This window comes from Nitrospiria bacterium (assembly GCA_035517655.1).
In the GTDB taxonomy this organism is placed as follows: domain Bacteria; phylum Nitrospirota; class Nitrospiria; order JACQBZ01; family JACQBZ01; genus JACQBZ01.
This window is the reverse complement of the sequence record DATIYJ010000070.1, coordinates 1-19,638: the sequence shown is the minus strand read 5'-3', so window position 1 is coordinate 19,638 and position 19,638 is coordinate 1. Positions and strand designations below refer to the sequence as shown.

Genomic DNA, 19,638 nt, shown 5'->3' with positions numbered 1-19,638 from the left:
TGAAAGAAAATCAGGCCGTTTCCGGTGCGGGTCCGCGTCCGGGCGGGTGATTTAAAGGAGGCAATGTGGCCAGAATTGCGGGAGTGGATCTTCCCAGAGACAAAAAAGTCGTGATCGGTTTAACCTACATTTATGGAATCGGCCGTTCGACTTCGATAAGAATACTTAAAACGACGGGGGTGAGCCCGGATAAACGCGTGAAGGACCTCAAGGAAGACGAGATCGTCCTGCTCCGGGAAACCATCGAACGGGATTATAAAGTGGAAGGCGATCTCCGCAAAGAAGTATCGATGAACATCAAGCGGCTGATGGATATCGGGAGCTACCGGGGGCTGCGGCATCGCAAGGGGCTGCCGCTTCGCGGGCAACGGACGAAAACCAATGCGCGCACCCGCAAGGGTCCGAAGAAATCGATCGGCATCAAGCTGAAGTCGGAAGCCACGGCGTAGGAGAGGACGGATGGGAAGTAAAAAAGGGAAAAAACGCGAAAAGAAAATCGTTCAGGTCGGGGTTGCGCATATTCAGGCCTCTTTCAACAATACGATTGTAACCGTGACCGACATGAGCGGAAACGTCCTCGTATGGTCCAGCGCGGGCAATCAAGGGTTCAAGGGCTCAAGGAAGAGCACCCCGTTCGCCGCGCAACGGGCGGCGGAGGTGGCCGCCAAGAAAGCGATAGAACACGGAATGCGACAGATTGATGTTTACGTCAAGGGGCCCGGGTCGGGGCGAGAATCGGCGATTCGGGCGCTTCAGGCGGCCGGGTTGAAGATCAATCTTATCAAAGATGTGACACCCGTTCCGCATAACGGATGTCGGCCTCCCAAGCGCCGTCGGGTATGAAATGAATAAGGAGGGGAATTAAACGTGGGACGATATATCGGTTCAGTTTGCCGGCTCTGCCGGCGGGAAGGGAATAAATTATTTTTAAAAGGGAGCCGGTGCTTTACGGAAAAATGCGCCATCGAGCGGCGAAGCTATTCGCCGGGTCAGCATGGGCAGGCCCGCCCCCGAATCTCCGAATATCAGATCCAGTTGCGCGAGAAGCAAAAGCTGAAAAGGATTTACGGACTCTTGGAACGCCAGTTCAGCGGATATTTCAAGAAAGCCGCTCAAAAGAAAGGCATCACGGGTGAAAACCTGCTCCAACTGCTTGAGAGAAGGATCGATAACGTCGTCTACCGGATGGGCTTCTGTTCATCCCGGAAGGAGTCCCGGCAGATGGTGAACCACGGCCACTTTCGGGTGAACGGGCGGAAAGTGGATATCGCGTCGTTTCTCGTTAAAGACGGCGATGTCATTGAACTGAAGCAGGCCAGCCGTCAATTACCGCAGGTCCAGGCCTCTCTGACGTCCGCGGAGGGCCGGGGAATTCCCCAATGGCTGGAACTTGACAAGGGGAATTTCAAAGGCCGGGTCAAAACCATGCCGACCAAGGATGACCTGAACATACCGGTGAATGAACAATTGGTGGTGGAACTCTATTCCAGATGACCGTTTATTATTCTTCTTTAACGATCCAAAGCGGAGAGGGCCTTTTCCCTTCATCGGTTGCAATCGAAAGATGCGTCCGTCTTAGGCGGCGTGGCAAGGAGGTACTATGATTATTCGAACGAAAGATTTCCAAATTCCCAAAAAGATGGAAATTGAAACCGAAACACTGACGGGCACCTACGGCAAATTTTTCGCCGAACCGTTTGAGCGCGGCTTCGGCGCAACTATCGGGAATTCCCTAAGGAGAATTCTCCTTTCCTCCATCGCGGGGGCGGCGGTGACATCCGTCAAGATCGAGGGCGTCCTTCACGAATTCTCAACCATCCCCGGAGTCAAGGAAGACGTAACGGATATTATTCTGAATGTAAAGAATCTCCGCTTCAAACTTCACACCGACCGGTCCAAGACCGTCCGATTGAAGAAGAAAGGACCGGGAGAAGCCCGTGCCAAGGACGTTATTCATGACGCGGACGTCGAGATTCTCAATCCCGATCTTCATATCGCCACCCTCGACAAAGAGGCGAATATGGATATGGAGATGGTGATCCGCATCGGAAGCGGATACGTGCCGGCCGATCGAAATAAGGAGGAAGGGATGCCGATCGGGGTCATCCCCGTGGATTCCATTTTTTCCCCGATTAAGAAAGTCAATTTTACGGTTGAAAACGCGCGGGTGGGCCGAATCACCGACTATGATAAATTGATCATGGAAATCTGGACGGACGGCGGTGTGAAGCCGGACGATGCCTTGGCGTATGCCGCAAAAATCCTTAAGGACCATATGGCGATATTCATTAATTTTGATGAATCCATCGAACCGGTTCATGAGCCGGTGGACGACAAAAAGACGGATTTTAATAAAAACCTGTTCCGGAGCGTGCATGAGCTCGAGCTTTCCGTTCGCGCGGCCAACTGTTTGAAGAACGCGAGCATCAAGACGATCGGCGATCTGGTCCAGAAAACGGAATCCGAGATGCTTCGAACGAAAAATTTCGGTCGAAAATCATTGAACGAGATCAAAGAGATCTTGGCGGGAATGGGACTGTCGCTGGGAATGAAGGTGGATTATCAGCCGACCGGTGAGGGAAGCGAAAAAGGGGGGTGAAGCCGATATGCGTCATAAAAAGCGCGGACGACAATTGGGTCGGGATACCGATCACCGACGGGCCCTATACCGAAACCTGGTGACGTCGCTGTTCGAATACGAGCGGATTGAAACGACGGAAGCCAAGGCCAAGGAGATTCGGGGCATCGCCGAGCGTATGATTTCCTTGGGCAAGGAGGGAAATCTGGCCGCCCGGAGGCGGGCGGCATCGTATCTGACGAGTCCCAAAATGGTATCGAAATTGTTTGGAGATATCGCACCTCGATTCGCAAAACGTCCCGGAGGATATACCCGATTGATCAAAACGCGGCTTCGTATCGGGGACGGCGCCCGAATGGCCGTGGTCGAATTGGTCGTTCAGGGACAACCTGCCAAATCCACGAAGACCGAAAAACCGAAAGAGGGACCCGAAACCAGCCCTTAGGACGGTTTTGGCCGATTTTAATTTAAAGACCATCCTTTCATCTCCTCTTCTCTGAATAGTTGCCTTGCCGGATACGGAAATATTTCCAGTAAGTTCCGTATTGTCCGATGCTTTACTCAATCCGTGACGTATGTTATAGTGTGTGTACGATGTCGGCGGCGCAGTTTCCGAGGATCTTTCTCCTGATTTTCATTGGAATGCTCCTGTCGTTGTTGGCCTGGGTTCTGTCGGTGGGAATCGAACATCCTCAAGTCTTGCCTTCGTCGAAGACGCTGATCTCCAAAGCGGACATCGAAATGGACGGGTTTACGCTCAAGCAGATTCGAAATGGGACGGTGGAATGGGATATCCGGGCCAAGCACGCCGAGGTGTTTGAGGACCGGAAAGAGGTGTTTCTCAAAGAAATGCAGGCGATTCTTCAAACCGCCGAAGGACTCCAAGTCCGTTTTTCAGGGGATGAAGGTCTCTTAGATACCGAAACGCATGACTTTGAAATCAAGAAGAACGACGGGGATCTGGATGTTTCGATGAACAACGGGTTTACAATTCGGACTCCATCGATGAGCTGGAAAGATCAAGAACGGGAGATTATATCGCTGCAACCGGTTCAGATCACCGCTCAGCGACTCCTCATACGCGGCGATCAGCTGGTCGTGAAACTGGAAAATCAGCAATTTACGGTTACGGGGGATGTCCGTGTTACGGCCGAGCCTTAAACTCGTTCTGATCATCGGTGTTTTTTTTTGGAATGGTTCGCCCCCGTTTGCGGCGGAGGCGCCGACCCCATCCAAAACGCTTTCCATCACCTCTAAAAGCATGACGGTAAAGAACATGGAACATCTGGCCGTTTTCGACGGCGATGTGGTCATGATCAAGGAGGATATGACCATCACGTCCCGTCACGCGGAGGTGACGTTCGCTTCAAAGGATGACACCGCCGGAAACTCGAAATCATCGTCGGGCCTCATCTCTCCTCAATCTCAGTTTAGCGATAATGAGGTTACGCTTATTCATGCGACCGGCGACGTCGTCTTGAAACAGGGGGAGAAAGAAGCCAAATCCAAGGAGGCTTTTTATTATCAAAAGGAAGATAAAGTTATTCTGTTGGGCGATCCGGTCGCTTGGGAAAAAGATACCAAGATCACCGGAACCAAGATGACGATTTATTTGCGGGAGGATCGGAGCGTCGTTGAAGGCAGCAAAGTGCTGATTCATCCCAACGAGCCGGTGCAGAAGTAACTTGGATCAAACGTTTCCTGGGCGGACGATGCTTCTGTGTGCGAAACATCTCGAGAAAAGTTTTCGAAAACGCAAAGTCGTTAAAGATGTCAGCTTGGATGTCAAAACCGGTGAAGTGGTGGGGTTGTTGGGGCCGAACGGCGCCGGGAAAACGACGGTTTTTTATATGATGGTGGGCCTGATTTCGGCGGATCAGGGGGAGATTTTTCTCGATGATCGGAACATCACGGATCTCCCGATGTACCGACGGGCCCGTCAAGGCATCGGGTATCTTCCGCAGGAACCCTCCGTTTTTCGAAAACTGACCGTCGAAGAAAACCTGCTCGCGATCCTTGAGACGCTGGATCTTTCCCATTCGGAACGTCAGGAGCGCCTTTATTCCCTTCTCAAAGAACTGAACATTTCGCATCTGTCCAAAAACAAAGCCTATGCGCTATCGGGAGGCGAGCGCCGGAGGGTTGAGATCACGCGGTCGCTGGTGACCTCGCCGCATTTTCTGCTTCTGGATGAACCTTTCGCCGGCATCGATCCCATCGCGATCATCGATATTCAGAAAATAATCGGCCAATTGAAGGCCAAGGGTATTGGAATCCTGATCACGGATCACAACGTTCAGGAAACACTTGAAATTACAGACCGTTCTTATATAATCAGTGAGGGGGAAATCCTGGAATCGGGCACATCCCTTGATATCGCAAACAGTTCCAAAGCCAAGGCGATTTATCTGGGAGAAAAATTCCGTTTTCTTGGATAAGAAAATCATCGCGCACAGACCCGTCCAAGCCGTTTCGGAGCACGGGAGAGTGCGAAACATGACCGCGGTATGATGAAAACTCGGCTCGATTTAAGACTGACTCAAAAACTGATTATGACGCCGCAGTTGCAGCAGGCGATCAAACTTCTGCAACTCTCCAGGCTTGAACTCACCCAAATCGTTTCGCAGGAACTGCTGGAGAATCCATTGCTGGATGAGCTGACGGATCTGGAAGAGACGGTGGAGGAGAAAAAGTCCGAGGAAGACGAACGAACGGAGGAGACGGCGACGGACGCCGCGGAAACCGAGCTGTCCTCGCAATGGGAGGAATATATCGGAGATATTCAACGCGAAAATAAAGAAACCGAGTATCCGTCGGCGGCGGGCGACGAGCCGCCTTCTTATGAACAGACGCTGACCCGACCTCCATCCCTCTCGGAGCATCTCCTTTGGCAATTGCGATTGTCCGTCGCGACTCCCCGTGCCGTCGAAATCGGTAAAAGCATTATTGGGAACATCGATGAAGACGGGTATCTCCGGATTAGCGTTGAGGAACTGGCGACATTGACCGAAGCCAAAAAGGACGAGGTCGAACGGGCGCTCACGCTCGTTCAGAGTTTTGACCCGTTGGGAGTCGGCGCAAGAGATCTGAGGGAATGTTTATTGATCCAACTGGAACAACTCGGACTGAAGGGCTCGTTGGCCGAGGCGATCGTTGCGAATCATTTAAAGGAGATCGAGACCCGAAGGTTTCAGGACATTGTCAAGGCGTTGGGGGTTTCTCTGGAAGAAGTCCTGGCGGTCGTAAAAATCATTCAAGCCCTTGAACCCAAACCCGGACGGCCGTTTTTAACGGATGAAGCCCAAATTATCATTCCGGATATTTTTGTGGTTAAATCCGATGACGGCTATGTCGTCGTCCTCAACGACGACGGCCTGCCCAAGCTCCGCATCAGTCCTTATTATCAGAAATTGCTCTTGGAAAAAAAACAGGTTCCCGATGCGACCCGCAATTATCTGGAGGGCCGGTTTCGATCGGCCATTTGGTTGGTCCGCAGCATCGAGCAACGGAATCGGACCATCTGTAAGGTGGCGCAAAGCATTGTCAAATTCCAACGGGAGTTTCTGGAGAAGGGAGTGGATTACTTAAAACCCTTGGTTTTGCGACAAGTGGCCGATGATATTTCCATGCATGAGTCGACCATCAGTCGCGTGACGACAAACAAGTACATGCACACCCCTCAGGGAATTTTTGAGTTGAAGTATTTTTTTAACAGCAGTCTTTCACGAAGCGGAGAATTCGGCGGGGAAGTCTCCTCCGTCACCGTAAGGGAGATCATCCGGCAGATGGTGTCGCAGGAGGATCCGAAAAATCCCCTCAAAGACCAAGAAATCGTTCAACGCTTAAAAAATCAGCATATCGAAATTGCACGAAGAACAGTGGCCAAATACCGAGTGGAGCTTAAAATACCGCAGGCCAGCCGCCGTCGGTACGTATCCTGAACGCGCGCTCGTCTTTTGTGCACGAATCAGAATGAAACGAAACCGCGGGAAGCGTTTCCCAACCGATCACCGCTGTACTTGTTGAAGGAGCCATCCATGCAGGTTACGGTTACAGGTCGACACATGGAAATAACCCCGGCCTTGCGCGATTATGCGGAACAGCGGTTGAAAAAAGTGGCCCGCTATTCCTTCAAGCCCATCGAGGCGGCCGTCCGGTTGTCGGTCGAAAAATATCGGCATACGGCCGAGATCACATTATGGGTTGATGGAGATCGAATTCTGGCCAAGGAAGAGACGGACGAAATGTATCGGTCCATTGACAGGGCGATGGACAAGATCGAACAACGGTTAAGAAGGTACAAGGAGAAGCTTTCCCGACACAAACCGCCGTCGGCCAAGCGATCCTCCGCTCTAAAAGCTCCGAAAACGACACCGATGATTACACGGGACGCTTATATCGTATTGAGGCTCTCGATGGACGATGCCATGACTCGGTTGGCTTCGGTAAAGGCCGGTCACGTTGTTTTCTTTGACGACGCGGATGATCAACTTAAGATATTGGTTCGCGGGACAAACGGCCATCTCGTGTTGACCGAACTGATCATCCACTGAACCGTTGGAATCTCCATGGACCTACGATTGGTCATCGTCAGCGGATTGTCCGGTTCCGGAAAAACAAATGCGTTAAAATGTTTTGAAGATCTCGGATATTTCTGCGTCGATAACCTTCCTCCATCGTTGTTGCCCGTTTTTGCCGACCTGTGTACCCAGTCCAGCGCAGGAATCACGAAAGTTGCCGTAGGAATCGACATACGGGAACGGGATTTTTTACGGGATTTCCTGGGGATTTCGAATCGACTCAAAGAAGAAGGATACCCCTATGAATTGATCTTCTTTGAGGCGAATGATGAGGTGCTCGTCCGACGGTTTTCTGAAACGCGACGGCCTCACCCGTTGGCCAAGAACAGGCCCATTCTTGAAGGAATCCAACAGGAGCGGCAGCAATTGGCTGAATTGAAGAAACGGTCGGACCGAATCATTGATACATCCACCTTCACGATCCAGCAACTGAAGGATGTCATCGCCCAACACTATTTTGACCAGGGGGAAATTCGAAAACCCAGCATCTCCGTTATTTCGTTCGGATATAAGTACGGGATTCCCTACGAAACCGATTTGCTGTTTGATGTGCGTTTTCTTCAGAACCCGAATTTTGTATCCGATCTGAAACCTCTCTCCGGTGAAGATCCGGCGGTCCAGGATTATCTCTTTCGGAAACCGGAAGCGGATAAGTTTATTGACTTGGTTCAATCGTTCCTTTCTTTTTTGATCCCGTTTTATGAGAAGGAAGGTCGTCCCTATTTAACCGTCGCAATCGGTTGCACCGGAGGGCGTCATCGCTCCGTGGCCATCGCCAAACGGCTCCATGACGATCTCAAGGCCGCCAATTATCACGTGGTGCTGCGTCATCGGGATATCACCCGGGATCGCTGAAAAGCATGAAAGCAAAAAGGACCCTTCTCCTAACGTTGGATTTGGAGCATTGTTCTACCGGGACCCTTATGGGACTCCTCAAGGACCCGTCCACGGACGGAACCACCCTAGACCGAATTGCAAAATTGCATCACCGGGATCAGGCCCTCGTGGTATTGTTGCTGGGCCACCCGAGGGTCCTGCCGCAAACGTTCCTGTATCTATATACCAATGCTCCGGCGGAATTCAAAAAACGGATACAAGCTATAAAAAGGGACCCCGTATTTCCGGCGGACAAAGGATTGGTGCCGTATAAGGAACTTGACGTGCAACAAGTTCAAACGGAAGAGGAGGTTGAGGACAAACATCGAAAAGAAAATGAAGAGACGCTTTATCAACGGATCCAAAAAATGCCGGTGGCCGAAAAGGTGCAATTTGCCCTACGCGGTGGAAAAGACGCGAGAAGTCTGTTGCTCAAGGATCCCAATCGTCAAGTCGCCCAGGCGGTCTTGAGCAGCCCCAAAATTACCGAGGACGAGATTCTTTTCATTGCGCAATCGAGAAATGTTTCGGATGACATTTTGCGGACCGTGGGGAAAAATAAGGAATGGCTGAAAAACTACTCGATTATTTTCGCTCTCGTCGGTAATCCGAAGACCCCCCTTGGGATATCGATCCCGTTATTGGCATCGGTCAAGGTGAAGGATCTGGGCCTTCTGGCCAAAAATAGGAACATTCCCGAAGCGGTCCGCACGGGCGCCCAACGCCTTTTGGTGGCCAAACAAAAGCATTCCTGACGGTATTCCGCTATCTTAAAGCCCTCATTTTTTGCTGGATATTTTCGGTTAACCCATAACCCTTCGATTATTTTGTGAAAAATAATGAATTTTTTGACTAAAATCCCTTGACAAGCTGAATATAGTAAGTATACTTGCTACTATTAGGTCGCTCAATCTGAATACACCTCACCTCACAAGGTCGATTTATGGCTCGAAATGTTAGAGTAAAACGATACAAGACGAGAGACATCTGCAAAATTTTTGATATCTCGAAGGCGACGCTTTTTCGGTGGGAAAAGGAGGGACTGATATCGAACGTGGGCCGGGATTGGCGTAATTGGCGACTGTACTCCAATCAAAATTTGAAGGAGATTCGTAAAATCATGCAGAGCAGGAACAATCGGCTGTAGCCGTTCCAGAAGGTAGGAGTCAAACGATGTTTTTTTCATTTTCCAAAGCCAGTCCCCTGTTTGGGTTGGACATCGGTTCCAGCGCGATCAAGGTTGTTCAACTCAAGGAAAAGAAAACGGGTTATTCTCTGGAGAAATTCGGCATCAAGTCGTTGGCGCCTGAAATGATCGTGGACGGCACGGTGATGGATGCGAGCAGCGTCGGAGGCATCCTGAAGGAATTGTTGTCCGAACAAAAGATCAAGCTGAAGGATGTGGCCATTTCCATTTCCGGTCATTCGGTGATTGTAAAGAAAATCAGCCTTCCGGCGATGACCGAAGACGAATTGGAAGAGTCGATTAAATGGGAAGCGGAGCAATACATTCCATTTGACATCAATGACGTCAATATCGATTTTCACATCTTGGGAACCAGCGATGGTCAGGACGGACAGCCCCAAATGAATGTACTTCTGGTGGCCGCAAAAAAAGACAAGTTGAATGAATACACCGCGTTGGTGGCGGACGCGGGTCTGACACCCCGGGTGGTGGATGTGGACGCCTTCGCAATCGAAAATATGTACGGGGTGAACTACGGCGTTCAGGAGACTGAAGTCGTGGCGTTGGTGAACATCGGTGCCAGTGTGATGAACATCAACATTTTGAAAAATACGATGTCCTCCTTTACGCGCGATATCTCGATCGGGGGGAATCGGTACACCGAAACGATTCAGAAAGAGTTGAACCTGGGCTATCAGGACGCCGAACAAGCCAAACGGGTGGAGAATCCGGAGGGGGTAAACCCGGAAGCGCTTTCCGCCGTCATCAACACCGTAAACACGGAGGTCGCCGGAGAGATCACCCGCTCCATCGACTACTTTAAAACGACAACCATGCAGGAGAATATCGATAAAGTCGTTTTGTGCGGAGGAGCGGCGCGGTCCAAAGGCCTGGTCGCCTTGCTGAGTGAACGCTTGGGTGTGCCGGTCGAATTGGCCAATCCATTCAATCAAATCGAAATCGATCCGAAGTTGTTCAACGTTGAACAGATTCAGGAAATGGCGCCCCAAGCCGCCGTCGGCGTCGGCCTGGCGATTCGAAAGATGGGTGACCGATGATCAAGATCAATTTATTGGCGATTCCAAAGGCGCGAAAAGCCAAGAAGCAAATGGAGATCCAGTACGAGTTCGTTCTGGCGGGCGTTCTAATCGGTTTTGTCGTGGTGGCCTGTGTCTATTTCTGGTATTTGATGAATTCTCAAATCAGCCGTCTTCACGAAGAAAAAACGAAAGCCAGCGCCGAATTGACGGTGTTGAAGGAAAAAGTCAAGGAAGTTGAAAACTACGAAAGTAACAAGAAGGTCCTGGAGGACAAGAATAGAATCATTGAACAGCTAAAGAAAAATCAAGGCGCCCCGGTGCATTTGCTGGACGAACTCAGTAAAAGCATTGAACCATTAAAAATCTGGCTGACCACCATCACGGAGCAGGGTCCGACGGTGGATATTGAAGGCAAAGCCATCACCAACGCCGACATCGTCGAATTTATCAACAATATGAAAAACTCGAAGTTTTTTTCCGATATTCAACTCATCGAATCGAAACAGGCCATTGAACTCAATATTCCTATATATAATTTCAAACTCCGTTGCACCATGGTGATCTGAATGAATCTGGACTTTATTAAAAATCTTCCCACGTATCAGAAGCTCCTGGCCCTGTTTTTGATCAATATCCTCATCATCGCGATGTTTTTCTGGTTTTTTTATCTCCCTCAAAATAACGAAGTCGCGGGCTTGCGGGCTGATATTGCGAAATTGGATGGAGAGATTGGGATCCAACGCGCCAAAGTCGAGAAACTGGACCAGTTGAAAAAGGAAAACGCCGAACTCGAAAAGCAATTGGCGGAGAAAAAAGAGCAGCTTCCCCCGGAGGCGGAGGTTGCTACCTTGCTCAAACAGGTCTCCGATCTGGGGCTTCGGGTCGGTCTTGATTTCAAATTGTGGCGGCCTTCCGCCAAAAAGGAAGACCCTAGCGGTTTGTATTCAGAAATTCCGGTGGAGGTCGAAGTCGGGGGCGGGTATCACACCACCGCGTTGTTTTTTGACAGCGTGAGCCAGCTACCCCGAATTGTGAATATTACAAACATCAAGATGGGAAGCCCGCATGTGGAAAGAGGACGTTTGATGATCCAGACCGCTTTTGTGGCCACGGCCTTTGCGGCATCGGAGGAGAAACCGGCTTCTCCCGATGATAAAAAGAAAGCGCAGGCCGGCGCCAAGGGCAAAGCGGCCCCTGCCAAAAGCGGGAAAACCGGCCCGCCGGGGGGCGAATAATATAAATGAGTATTTCACTAGAGCGAGGACGGGTCGTAGGACGAGTTCGGACAAGTGAAATCGGTCGCATGGCCCGATTCTTGACCCTTGGATTTGTTTTGGGGTTGATCACGACGGTGGCCGCAGGATGCGGAGGAGGGTCGTCCCCTCCGGCCTCATCGGCAGGAAAACCGGGCGCGGTTAAACGTCCTGAAGTCCCGGCGGTGACGGCCGCGGCGCCCGAGCAGAACACGGGAGGCCAGACTCCATCGCCTCCTCCCTATGTCTATGTCGCCGAGGGACGTCGAGATCCATTCCAATCCATTTTGGTTACATTGGGTTCGGGTAAAAGCCTGCAAAGTCTTCCGCCTCTGTTGCGTACGGAGATCGGCGAACTTCGCCTGATCGGCATCGTTTGGGGGGGATTTGGATATTCCGCCATGGTCCAGACTCCGGACGGCAAAGGATACACCATTCACGTGGGAACTCCTGTGGGACCCAACAACGGATCGGTTCGAAAGATCACCGAGCGTTATCTGACCATCGAGGAAAAATATACCGATATTTTCGGTGCAAAAAAAGTGAGGGAAGTGAGGTTGGATCTTCATCCCCAAAAGGAGGGGAGCGAATGAAACTCAAGACGTTTTTTGCTTGGCCCGCGGTGAACGTATTCATCGTACTTGTTCTAACTTTAGGAATGGCTTCATGCGCTACCGTTCACAAACAGACCAAGCCGGGCGACGAGCTTAACACCCTTCAGGATATTTCGGTGACCGAACAGCCGGATAAAACGGAGATTGTCGTAGCCGGGCAGAAAGCGTTGGTTTATACCTCTTATCAATTAACGGATCCCGCGAGGCTGATCGTGGATCTGGCCGGTGCTTCCGTTGGGAAATTCAAGGATCGGATACCGATCGGCCAAGGGGCCGTTACCGATCTGGTTCCCATCGAAGGGGAAAAACCCAGCAACGTGGTTCGGTTGGAGATCACGCTTACGGAACCCGTTCTTTCTCATGTGCGAGCCGACGGAGAAAAGTTGCTGATCGACATTGATAAACCGACCGCCTCGGCCGCTACCGAGACGGCGGCTCCTTCGACTTCCGAGGCGGCTTCAAATCCGTCCGCTCCGGAAGCCCAGGCCATGACAGAGGCGGCCCAGCAGACGCCGGTGCCACCTCCTCCAGTGGTGGAAGAGAAACCGGCACCGAGCGAGCCGGCCCTTCCGGCGGCCAAGACGGTTTCAAAACTTACCGTCGATCGAGACAAGGACACGGTCGCCATTCATATTGCGGGGGACGGCGCTCTGAAACCGAATGCGTTTATGGTTGAGGGAAACCGGCTGGTGGTCGATTTGCCGGATGTGACGAACGCCATCCGCCCAAACACGATTTCCGTGAAGCACAGTCTTTTGAAGAGCATCCGAATCGGTCAGCATCTAAAACCGATGAAGGTCCGTGTCGTTTTTGACCTGAATTCCAAGGCCTCGTTCACCGTCGAGCCGTCCGGGAAAGAAGTCGTGGTCGCCTTGAGCGCGGCGGCGGGGGAATCCTCGCCGGGTCCGGCCGAGGCCAAGGCCAAGCCGAACGAGGAACAGGGGGAAAAACCGCCGGTGACGGAAGCGACGCCGGCCCAACCTCAAGAGAAGCCGCAGGAAGCCGGTCAAGTGCCGCCCGATCAGGCGCCTCGGGAAACGACACATGAGGAAATGCCGAAAGAAAAGACGGTCGTCCGAGAAAAACCGAAACCGGCGCCGCTTCCCGAGGCGATGACATCGGCGGCCGCCGTGGAGCCGATGAAGAAAGGGGAGATCACGGCTCGGAAAAGGTATGTCGGACGGAAAATTTCGCTTGATTTTCAGGATGCCGATCTCAGCAACGTACTTCGGTTATTGGCCGATGTGAGCGGATTGAACATCGTGATCAGCGAGGGCGTAAAAGGCAAGGTGACGCTCAAGTTGATCAGTGTCCCATGGGATCAGGCTCTGGATATTGTTTTGAAAATGAACAGCCTGGGACAGACTCGCGATGGAAACATTATCCGCGTGGCCACGCTTGCAGATATCGCCAAACAGCAGGATGAAGAAGCCCATGCGAAAGACGCCAAATTCAAGGCGGAGGACCTCATCACGAAGGTCATCTTTGTCAACTATGCCAGCGCCCAGGAGATGGCTCTGTCACTGAAAAAAACCCTTAGCCCTAGAGGGGATGTCACGGTCGATTTACGCACAAACACCATTGTCGTCAAGGATATTGATAAAGAGGTCAACGAAGCGGTGGCATTGGCCAAGGCACTCGATACACGCACGCCGCAGGTCCAGATCGAGGCCCGGATCGTTCAGGCCGATACGAGTTTTGCCCAGTCGCTCGGCATTCAATGGGGATTGGGGTTCAGCGCCATCAAATCAAATAGCGCGTTCGGGGTCCAAGGCATTAATAGCGGCGCCGGCATAACTCCGCCCGCCTTCGGGACCTTTGCGCCCGATTTTGCGGTGAATCTGCCGGGCAGCGTCTCGGGTCTGAACGCGGTGCCCGCGGTCGGTTTCAACTTCGGACGGTTCACGGAAAACCCGATCAATCTTGACCTGCGCCTTTCCGCGGGTGAACTGAACGGGTTGACCAAAACCATCTCGAGCCCGAAGGTGACCACGATGGATAATTTTCAGGCCAAGATCGAGCAGGGCGAATCGATTCCCTTCCAGACGTCCTCGGCCAATACGGGGCCGACCACGACCTTTGTCGACGCGAATTTGACCCTGGAGGTCACCCCGCACATCACCCCGGATCACAGCATTATTTTGAAGGTGAAGGCGGCCCGGGATTCGATCGGCAGCTTCAGCGGCCCCGCCGGTCCGAGCATCGCAAAGCGGGAGGCGACGACCGAGGTACTGTTGAATGACGGCGAGACCACCGTGATCGGAGGTATCTTTGTGGATGAGCGGAGCGAAACCGAATCCGGTGTTCCCTTTCTTTCACGTATCCCAGTCCTGGGATGGCTTTTCAAAAATGAGACCAAGACGGATACAAAGAATGAATTGCTGATTTTCCTCACACCCCGAATCGTGAAACAGTAACGCGGATTGATATTGAATGCTCAGGTATCTTAACGGCGGCGAGTCGCACGGCAAACTGCTTTTGGCCATCATCGAGGGGATGCCCTCGGGTGTTTCCCTGACCGAGGCGACTGTCAATCTCGATCTGGCCCGTCGCCAAAAAGGATACGGACGCGGGGGGCGGATGAAGATTGAGCAGGACCAGGTCGAGTTCGTTTCCGGGGTTCGGAAAGGCTTTACCCTGGGAAGCCCGATCGGCATGCAGATCACCAATAAGGATTGGAAAACCTGGCAGGAAATCATGGCCGTCGAACCCGGCGATCCGGCGACCCAGCGCGTTGTGACCAAGCCGAGACCGGGCCATGCCGATTTGGCCGGCGCGATCAAATACGCCCATACCGATATTCGAAATGTCCTCGAGAAGGCCAGTGCCCGGGAGACGGCGATTCGGGTTGCGGTCGGCGCGGTGGCGAAGGCCCTGTTAAAGCCCTTTGGGATCAACTTCGTGAGCCACGTCCGTGAGATCGGTGGGATTCAGGCCGAAACGAGCCGAATGAGTTTCGAACAGATCCGTCAGGCGGCGGAGGAGTCCGAGGTCCGGTGCGCGGACGCGGCCGCGGCCGGAAAAATGATCGAAAAGATCCGCGAGGCGAAGGACAAGGGAGATACGTTGGGAGGGGTGTTCGAGGTGATCGCCGACCCTGTTCCGATCGGTCTCGGCAGCTACGGCCAGTGGGACCGCCGGTTGGGCGCCCGTCTGGCTTTTGGTTTAATGAGCATCCAAGCCATGAAAGGTGTTGAGATCGGCATGGGATTCGAAGCCGCGCGGCGCTTCGGTTCCGAGGTTCACGATGAAATTTTTTATGATGAAGCCGGCAAACGATTCTATCGGAAGACCAACAACGCGGGCGGCCTTGAAGGGGGGATCACCAACGGCCAACCTATCGTGCTCCGCGTCGCGATGAAGCCGATCTCCACGCTCTACTCGCCGCTGAAAAGCGTCGATATCAAGAGCAAGGAGCCCTTTGAAGCGACGGTGGAACGATCCGATATCTGCACCGTGCCGGCGGCCGGCGTCATCGGCGAGGCGGTCGTGGCGTTCGAGCTTGCCGCAGCGATGATCGAAAAATTCGGGGGCGACAGCCTGATCGAGATGAAGAGGAATTACGACACTTATCAGGACTATGTTAAGAACTGGTAATGGGGAGAAAAAAAATATTGTATTGATTGGTTTCATGGGGACCGGAAAAAGCCGGGTCGGGAAACGGCTGGCGGGCGATCTCGGCCGGGCATTCGAGGATAGCGATCTTCGGATACAGGAACGGGCCGGTCGGACCATCCCGGAGATTTTCAAGCAATTCGGCGAGGCTCATTTCAGAAAACTGGAGAGGGAAGTCGTGGCGGAGTTGGCCGACAGAAAATCCTGCGTGATCGCGACGGGAGGCGGAGCGGTGGTGGATCCGGTGAACCTCCGGCGTCTTCAACGAAACGGCGTTTTGATCGGTTTGGACGCTTCCCCCGACGCGATCATGGCCCGAACAGCCGGGCCGGAGCGCCCCTTGCTCCAGGAGGGGAGACGCATCGAGCGCATTCGGGAACTGTTGAAAGTCCGACGGCCGTATTATCTTCTTTCCGATTACCGGATTGATACCACGCACAAGTCGCCGGACCGTATTGCAAAGATGATCCGCGATATCGTTTCGTCGAGGAACTCGATTCGGGTCGATCTGGCGGAACGGGGATATTCGATTGAGATCGGGGACGGGACGCTCCCCCGAATCGGGGAGCGCTTGGCCACTCTGGGACTCAAGGGAAAAGTCGGCGTGATTACAAACGCACGGGTGAACCGTCTCTACGGCTCCGTCGTGTCGCGAAGCCTCCGGAAGGCCGGATTTCAAGCGGCCACCGTGATGCTGCCCGACGGTGAGCGTTATAAGAATCTCCGTTCGGTTTCCCGCGTCTATGACGAACTCGTCCGACGATCGTTCGAGCGAAGCTCGACCCTGTTGGCGTTGGGAGGCGGCGTCATCGGCGACCTGGCCGGTTTTGCGGCCTCGACCTACATGCGCGGCATCGGCTTCGTCCAGGTTCCGACCACGCTGGCGGCCCAGGTGGATGCCAGCATCGGGGGGAAGACCGGGGTGGATCACCCCCACGGGAAAAACCTGATCGGCGCTTTTTATCAACCGAAGCTGGTCCTCGTCGATCCGGAGGTTTTAAAAACGCTCCACCGGAGGGAGTTCATTTCAGGTCTGGCCGAAGTGATCAAATACGGCGTGATCCGGGATGAAGGATTCTTTTACTACCTGGAAGACAACATGGACAAGATCCTGAAATTGGAACCGGCTGCGCTGACCCATGCCATCCGCCGATCCTGCGCGATCAAGGCGGACGTGGTCCAAAAAGATGAACGTGAAGGCGGCTTGAGAAAGATCTTAAATTACGGGCATACTCTCGGCCACGCGCTCGAAACCGTTACGAATTACGGCACTTATCTTCACGGCGAGGCCGTTTCGATTGGGATCGCTTTCGCCGCGCGCCTGTCCGTCCGCCTCGGGCTTTCGGATCCCTCGTGCGCCCGGCGTCAGATCCGGCTCCTCGAACGGGCGGGGCTTCCGGTCGCCTTGCCGAAAATCAAGTCGGCCGATATACTTAAAGCCATGACGATGGACAAAAAGGTTGCCGGCGGAAAGATTCATTTCGTCCTGGCCGAACGCATCGGCCGGGTCGTAGTCAAACCGGTCAGTCAAAAAGAAATCATTAATCTGCTAAAGACATGGTTCTGATAAAAGCAGTAGAGGAATTGAACAAAGGAGGGCGGGGTGAATAAAGTCACGGGGATCAAGGCGAGCCGGATGTGGCTTTCATTGGGGGCGACGGCCCTGCTTGGATGGGTGCTGGGCTGCGGGCAGATCGGCGGCGCGGGGCAATGCAACGGGGTCGATGTCACCGGCGCCTGCGTGTCGGTGGACTCGGTCGTCCCGACCGATTCGGTCGGTTTCGGCGGGGACACGCCGGACGTCGACGTCGTCGAGAATCAGGATTGCGACGGCGATCCGACCACGCAGGATCCCGAAAAATTCGGCGAACATGACGCCAAGGTCACGATCGAGGCCGATCTCATGAAAGATGTAACCTCGCCGCCGGCGCCGGCCTTCATTACTTTTACCAGCTATACGATCGACTACACCCCCCTTGCGACGAACCTGGTAACGGCGCCCGCGTTGACGTCCCAGTCGTTCGGTCCAACCAGCCTGAAGGTGAACACGGATGGTTCGCAGGCCACCTTCACGTTGGAATTCGTGAATTTTCAGACCAAGGAGGAGTATGTCAACAACGGTGGAAGTCTTTACCCTCCGGCCTCCTATTCGGCCAAATATACCTTCCGGGGGACGTCCCAGTTTGACCAAGACGTGGTCTTGGTCGGCTCCGCCACCTTCAACATGGGCAACTATGACAATTGCAGCAAGTAAAGACGGGACATCTGTATACCGAATTGGGTTGGTTGGTTTTATCCGGCGTTACCGACAGGCATTCATTGGAGGAGGCGGTATGAAACGGTCGGCGGTCAGATGGCTTGGGGTCCTGGCGCTTCTGGGCATGGCAACGGCCTGCAAAAGCAATCCCAATGTGAACGTTTCGAATGCTCCGGGTATTACCAACACGACATCGTCCGTCGTCAAATCGATTCAGGTTGCGGACGCCACGGGGTCCGGGGGACCGTTTACCATCGCCAAAGGTCAAACGTTGCAACTCGTACCGACGGGCCTGGACGCCGCCAACAATACGATCACCGGCGTCTCTTATGTTTGGAGTTCCAGCGATCCGACCGTGGCTGCTGTGAGTAACAACGGGCTGGTCACCGGAGTGGCTCTCGGCGGCCCCGTCACAATCGGCGCAGCCAATGGAACGATCAAGAGTAATGACGTGAGCGTGACGGTTGCGTGCGCCGGCATCCCGTCCAATGCGCCGACGCCGATGACGGTGACCTTGAATCCGGCCTCGCCGATGACCGTTCGTGCGATCACCAGCGTCACGGCGGCCATTTTTGACTGCAATGGGAGTCCTGTTCCGGACAATACCTCGGTTACGTTCACCTTGAGCGACTCGACTCTGGGTAATCTGTCCAGCGGGTCGAGTCTGGCCAGTACGCTGACCGTTCCGACCGCCGGCGGCGCGGGCCTCGCGAGCGCGAGCTTTGTGGCGGGCACGACGGCCGGCAGCCTCACGATCTCGGCCACGGCCGGGAGCATCACCGCATCGGCGCCCGTTGTGATTCAGGCCCTGCCGGTTCTGGGGATCCAGTTTCTTCAGGCGAACCCTCAGGTGGTCGGCATCAAAGGCGCGGGTCAGGCCGAGGTGTCCGAAGTTTCCTTCAGCGTCACCGATACGGAAGGGTTGCCGATCGGGGATGGGACGGTGGTTAATTTCCAGTTTCTAAACGGCATGAATCCGGGCGGGGGGGCCGCGATCGATCCTCCGGCCGCCGCGACGGTCGGGGGGGTGGCCAAGACCTTTCTGAAAAGCGGGTTCGTGGCCGGCCCGACGCGCATCCTGGCCTTCATCGACGCCAATGGCAACGGGACGTTTGATTCGGGTGAGATCTTTAGTACCTCGACACCGCTTTCGATCGGCGGAGGAGTTCCCTCGGCCCGATTCTTCAGCGTTGCGGCCGATATTCATAACCTCGCCGGTCTGGCCTACGACAATGAGCAGGCGAACATCAGCGCGTTCATGGCCGATCGATTCGGGAATTTCAATGTACTTCAGGGCACCGCTGTTTCCTTTTATACCGAGGCCGGCGCGATCGACCGCCAGGGAGTTACGGATGATAAAGGTGAAACAACGGTTCTATTCCGGACTCAGAACCGACTGCCGGTCGATACCGATCCGCGACAGGATTTGAACCCGATCGGGAACGAGACCGTGCTGTTTAATGATCTGAACAGCAACGGATTGTATGATCTTCTGGAACCCAACCCGAGGGACGGAAGGGTCTCCGTTCTGGCCGTGACGATGGGGGAAGAGACGTTTTATGACACCAACGGGAATGGGGTGTACGATCCCGGAGAGCCCTTTGATGACAACGGCGGCGAGCCGTTCATAGATGAAAAC

General features: G+C 53.6%; 20 protein-coding genes and 1 pseudogene. All 21 read left to right on the top strand.

Going from position 1 to position 19,638, the window contains the following annotated elements; all coding sequences use genetic code 11:
- Nucleotides 1–65: 65 nt before the first annotated feature.
- Complete coding sequence (rpsM, locus tag VLY20_12860) at nt 66–449, top strand: 30S ribosomal protein S13 (GenBank protein ID HUK57535.1); 384 nt, start codon at nt 66–68, stop codon at nt 447–449.
- A 10-nt stretch (nt 450–459) separates the two neighbouring features.
- Nucleotides 460–843, top strand: a complete 384-nt coding sequence (gene rpsK, locus VLY20_12855) for a 30S ribosomal protein S11 (GenBank protein ID HUK57534.1) — start codon at nt 460–462, stop codon at nt 841–843.
- A gap of 24 nt (nt 844–867) precedes the next feature.
- Nucleotides 868–1,494 carry a 30S ribosomal protein S4 gene (rpsD, locus tag VLY20_12850; GenBank protein ID HUK57533.1) on the top strand — a complete coding sequence of 209 codons (627 nt, stop codon included), beginning with the start codon at nt 868–870 and terminating at the stop codon, nt 1,492–1,494.
- A gap of 106 nt (nt 1,495–1,600) precedes the next feature.
- Nucleotides 1,601–2,599: a DNA-directed RNA polymerase subunit alpha gene (locus VLY20_12845; protein HUK57532.1), complete on the top strand. Its 999-nt coding sequence runs from the start codon at nt 1,601–1,603 to the stop codon at nt 2,597–2,599.
- Nucleotides 2,600–2,606: 7 nt separating this feature from the next.
- Nucleotides 2,607–2,951: pseudogene (gene rplQ, locus VLY20_12840) on the top strand (50S ribosomal protein L17).
- 221 nt (nt 2,952–3,172) lie between these two features.
- Nucleotides 3,173–3,739: an LPS export ABC transporter periplasmic protein LptC gene (gene lptC / locus VLY20_12835; GenBank protein ID HUK57531.1), complete on the top strand. Its 567-nt coding sequence runs from the start codon at nt 3,173–3,175 to the stop codon at nt 3,737–3,739.
- Nucleotides 3,720–4,262 (top strand): LptA/OstA family protein, encoded by a 543-nt coding sequence (locus tag VLY20_12830; GenBank protein ID HUK57530.1) that lies wholly within the window; start codon nt 3,720–3,722, stop codon nt 4,260–4,262. The genes lptC and VLY20_12830 overlap by 20 nt, the downstream gene beginning before the upstream one ends.
- 28 nt (nt 4,263–4,290) lie before the next feature.
- Nucleotides 4,291–5,016, top strand: coding sequence for an LPS export ABC transporter ATP-binding protein (gene lptB / locus VLY20_12825; GenBank protein ID HUK57529.1), 726 nt, complete (start codon nt 4,291–4,293; stop codon nt 5,014–5,016).
- Nucleotides 5,017–5,085: 69 nt separating this feature from the next.
- Nucleotides 5,086–6,519: an RNA polymerase factor sigma-54 gene (gene rpoN / locus VLY20_12820; GenBank protein HUK57528.1), complete on the top strand. Its 1,434-nt coding sequence runs from the start codon at nt 5,086–5,088 to the stop codon at nt 6,517–6,519.
- 96 nt (nt 6,520–6,615) lie between these two features.
- Entirely contained in the window at nt 6,616–7,131 is a 516-nt protein-coding gene (raiA, locus tag VLY20_12815; protein ID HUK57527.1) for a ribosome-associated translation inhibitor RaiA, read from the top strand.
- Between the two features lie 15 nt (nt 7,132–7,146).
- A complete protein-coding gene (gene rapZ, locus VLY20_12810) occupies nt 7,147–8,013 on the top strand; it encodes an RNase adapter RapZ (GenBank protein HUK57526.1) in 867 nt (288 codons plus the stop codon).
- Between the two features lie 305 nt (nt 8,014–8,318).
- A complete protein-coding gene (locus VLY20_12805; GenBank protein ID HUK57525.1) occupies nt 8,319–8,789 on the top strand; it encodes a hypothetical protein in 471 nt (156 codons plus the stop codon).
- Nucleotides 8,790–9,207: 418 nt separating this feature from the next.
- Nucleotides 9,208–10,278, top strand: a complete 1,071-nt coding sequence (pilM, locus tag VLY20_12800) for a type IV pilus assembly protein PilM (protein ID HUK57524.1) — start codon at nt 9,208–9,210, stop codon at nt 10,276–10,278.
- The gene (locus tag VLY20_12795) at nt 10,275–10,826 is read left to right on the top strand and encodes a PilN domain-containing protein (GenBank protein HUK57523.1); all 552 of its coding nucleotides are present in this window, start codon (nt 10,275–10,277) and stop codon (nt 10,824–10,826) included. The genes pilM and VLY20_12795 overlap by 4 nt, the downstream gene beginning before the upstream one ends.
- Complete coding sequence (gene pilO / locus VLY20_12790; GenBank protein ID HUK57522.1) at nt 10,827–11,495, top strand: type 4a pilus biogenesis protein PilO; 669 nt, start codon at nt 10,827–10,829, stop codon at nt 11,493–11,495.
- A gap of 68 nt (nt 11,496–11,563) precedes the next feature.
- Nucleotides 11,564–12,106, top strand: coding sequence for a pilus assembly protein PilP (locus VLY20_12785; protein ID HUK57521.1), 543 nt, complete (start codon nt 11,564–11,566; stop codon nt 12,104–12,106).
- Nucleotides 12,103–14,544 (top strand): type IV pilus secretin PilQ, encoded by a 2,442-nt coding sequence (pilQ, locus tag VLY20_12780; protein HUK57520.1) that lies wholly within the window; start codon nt 12,103–12,105, stop codon nt 14,542–14,544. The genes VLY20_12785 and pilQ overlap by 4 nt, the downstream gene beginning before the upstream one ends.
- Before the next feature lie 16 nt (nt 14,545–14,560).
- Nucleotides 14,561–15,724: a chorismate synthase gene (gene aroC / locus VLY20_12775; protein ID HUK57519.1), complete on the top strand. Its 1,164-nt coding sequence runs from the start codon at nt 14,561–14,563 to the stop codon at nt 15,722–15,724.
- A gap of 34 nt (nt 15,725–15,758) precedes the next feature.
- Nucleotides 15,759–17,309, top strand: coding sequence for a 3-dehydroquinate synthase (gene aroB / locus VLY20_12770; GenBank protein HUK57518.1), 1,551 nt, complete (start codon nt 15,759–15,761; stop codon nt 17,307–17,309).
- A gap of 36 nt (nt 17,310–17,345) precedes the next feature.
- On the top strand, nt 17,346–17,996 hold the full coding sequence (locus tag VLY20_12765) for a hypothetical protein (protein HUK57517.1): 651 nt from the start codon (nt 17,346–17,348) through the stop codon (nt 17,994–17,996).
- 79 nt (nt 17,997–18,075) lie between these two features.
- Nucleotides 18,076–19,638 (top strand): Ig-like domain-containing protein (locus VLY20_12760; protein HUK57516.1); only part of this gene is annotated, 1,563 nt, incomplete at its 3' end.